Below are 2,434 nucleotides of genomic sequence, written 5' to 3' on the forward strand. Positions count from 1 at the left end.
ATCAACGGTGCGCCGATCTGAATGAAAGTCCGCTCGTGCCATCGCAGCCGGGGCGGATCGTGTTCAAGACGGGCGGTATTTCAGCAGCCTGCTAGGCCAGCGGGGTGAGGCCTAACAATTCATTCAAGCCGAAGCCGCTTCGCGGCTCGGCTTAATTCAGGCGTTAGAGCTCACTATGAAACTACTCGACTTATTGTTCCCAAGAGCTCCGCGTGTCGGTGAGAAATTCGCTCTTGGCGAAGGCTGGCGGCGCGTGTGCATCTTGGTGTCGGCCCTTTTGGCTGCCTATTGCCTTTACAAAGCGGCCATCCTTCAGTCTGAGGTTTGGACCTGTCCACACAGCTACTTCAACCCAAACGCTTGCCGCGAGGAGGTACAGACGATTTGGCTGATGGTTATAACTGCATTGGCAAGCCCTCTGCTAGTTTCACTGTTAGCCCGCCTCGCATATTGGGTTACAAGCGGGTTTACTCAGGCACATAGGTCGTGAGCTCTAACAATTCGTTCAAGCCGAAGCCGCTTCGCGGCTCGGCTTAACTCAGGCGTTATACGGTGGTGCAAAAACATTGCCGTGGTTTTTCCTTCGGCAACGCTGTCATGTCTGCGGCGGCCGGCTCCGGTCAGCAATCCTTCCGGTTCTGGCCATCGTGCAGCGCCCCGCTCCGCCATTCGCGTGGCTAGCTTTCGGTGCTCCCGCTCTCAGTGGCTTCGGTCACTTCCTACCGCAAGCCGTCCGGGCAAAGCCTCCACGCCGTGCGTGTTAGTGTGCCGGTTGGCGCGGGGCGCTCTGGGGTCGGAACTGTCAGTTTGCCGGCCCATCAGCACCGCCGTATAACAAGTCATTCAAGCCGAAACCGCTTCGCGGTTCGGCTTAATTCCAGCGTTAGAGGGCATATGGGGGTTCAGCGGCTGGGCCGAGATACAACAAGCGTTGACGCGCTCACCTGGAATGGTCGCAGCTTCGGTAACGCAACGGCCGATTCAATGTGGACGCAACTGGCCGAGCCGCTCCAGCAAATCGCGCGCGCCGAGCTTCAGGCCGGGAATGCGCCAGTCCACATCCTCTTCAACGAGACGCGCGGAATTGTCCTGCTCGCGTTCGCAATGCCGCCCATGACTGCTCGACCACCTCTCGAGGTAGCTCGGGTTCACACCAGCTTTGCCAACGGAAACTACTGCTACAACGGTACGCTGTGCACCTACGAGGACATTCGCACGGGTTGTTTCTTGGCGTTCGATGACCCGGAGTACGTGGATGCCCTCTAACAATTCATTCAAGCCGAAGCCGCTTCGCGGCTCGGCTTAATTCAGGCGTTATGCGGTGTTGCTTTGAATTGTCCGGGCGCTCGCTCATTCGGCCAGTGCGTTGTGCACTCGTCGGCCGGCTCCGGATCGCAGTTCTCACTTGTTCGGCGATCGGGCTGACCACCGCTCCGACCTCGCGCTCACTTCCTGCCCTGCTCCCATTTGCGGCGGCTTCGGCCAGTCCACGCCTTGCGGGTTCCGGGTAAAGCGCCTTGTCGCGGCACTTGCTACTCTTCCGCCTGGGGCGGGGTTCTCGCGGTGGCGGCTTATCGTTCGGCCACTTCGTCGGGCAATCACCGCATAACAAGTCATTCGTGCCGAAACCGCTTCGCGGTTCGGCACAATTCCGGCGTTAGGCGCAGTCACGGGGAATCAAACATGAAGCAAATCGTGATCGGCTTCTTAGGGGCTGCGGCCGTCTTCACCAGCGGTGCTATTTCGGCACAGGGGCAAGCAGCACGTCCACAGATCGGCGTGAGCCCGCCGAGCATTCTCAAGCAGTGCCTAGACCCTGGCACTCCGAGCATGTTCGTCGGCCCTTCGGCGCGTGCTCGTGAGTGCACTCGGCAGTACTGCTCACAGCCGTCGTACCGGGCCAAGGTCCGCGTCTATGCAATGAGCCAGCCGCAGTCGGAGCTTGAGGCAGAACAAGCACTAACCTGCATCACCCGTTGGGAGCAGGATCAAAAGCAGTCTTAGGTGCTTCGAGCATGCGGCGCCTAACAATTCATTCAAGCCGAAACCGCTTCGCGGCTCGGCTTAATTCAGGCGTTAGGGCCCAATGACACTCTTACGGCTGCTTGCAATTATTTTTCTGATTCTGCCCGCAGCATGTGAGCGGCAAGACGAACCTGCTCCGAAAGCGCCAGTAATCGAATTCCCCCAACCTCCAGATGTCGGGGCCGTCACAAGGTTTCAGTCCTGCAAGGCCGAGCCGCGTCGCCCGCTTTCGGAGCGTGAGCGCTGTGAGATCGCCGCCTTCCGCTCGCGGTGCACTGAGCTAGATGACTGCTATGTCACTTGCTTGAGTAGCCCTAACAGGCTGCTGAAATACCGCCCGTCTTGAACACGATCCGCCCCGGCTGCGATGGCACGAGCGGACTTTCATTCAGATCGGCGCACCGTTGAT

General features: G+C 59.2%; 2 protein-coding genes. One reads left to right on the forward strand and one right to left on the reverse strand.

The features are described 5' to 3' along the window. Nucleotides 1–981: 981 nt before the first annotated feature. A complete protein-coding gene (locus ACFOLC_RS16055; protein ID WP_386760273.1) occupies nucleotides 982–1,278 on the reverse strand; it encodes a hypothetical protein in 297 nt (98 codons plus the stop codon). 405 nt (nucleotides 1,279–1,683) lie between these two features. Here ACFOLC_RS16055 and ACFOLC_RS16060 point away from each other — a divergent pair, with 405 nt between their 5' ends. After that, on the forward strand, nucleotides 1,684–2,004 hold the full coding sequence (locus ACFOLC_RS16060) for a hypothetical protein (protein ID WP_386760274.1): 321 nt from the start codon (nucleotides 1,684–1,686) through the stop codon (nucleotides 2,002–2,004). The last annotated feature ends 430 nt before the right edge of the window (nucleotides 2,005–2,434 follow it).

Source organism: Lysobacter cavernae, assembly GCF_042648505.1.
GTDB classification, from domain to species: domain Bacteria; phylum Pseudomonadota; class Gammaproteobacteria; order Xanthomonadales; family Xanthomonadaceae; genus Lysobacter_L; species Lysobacter_L cavernae.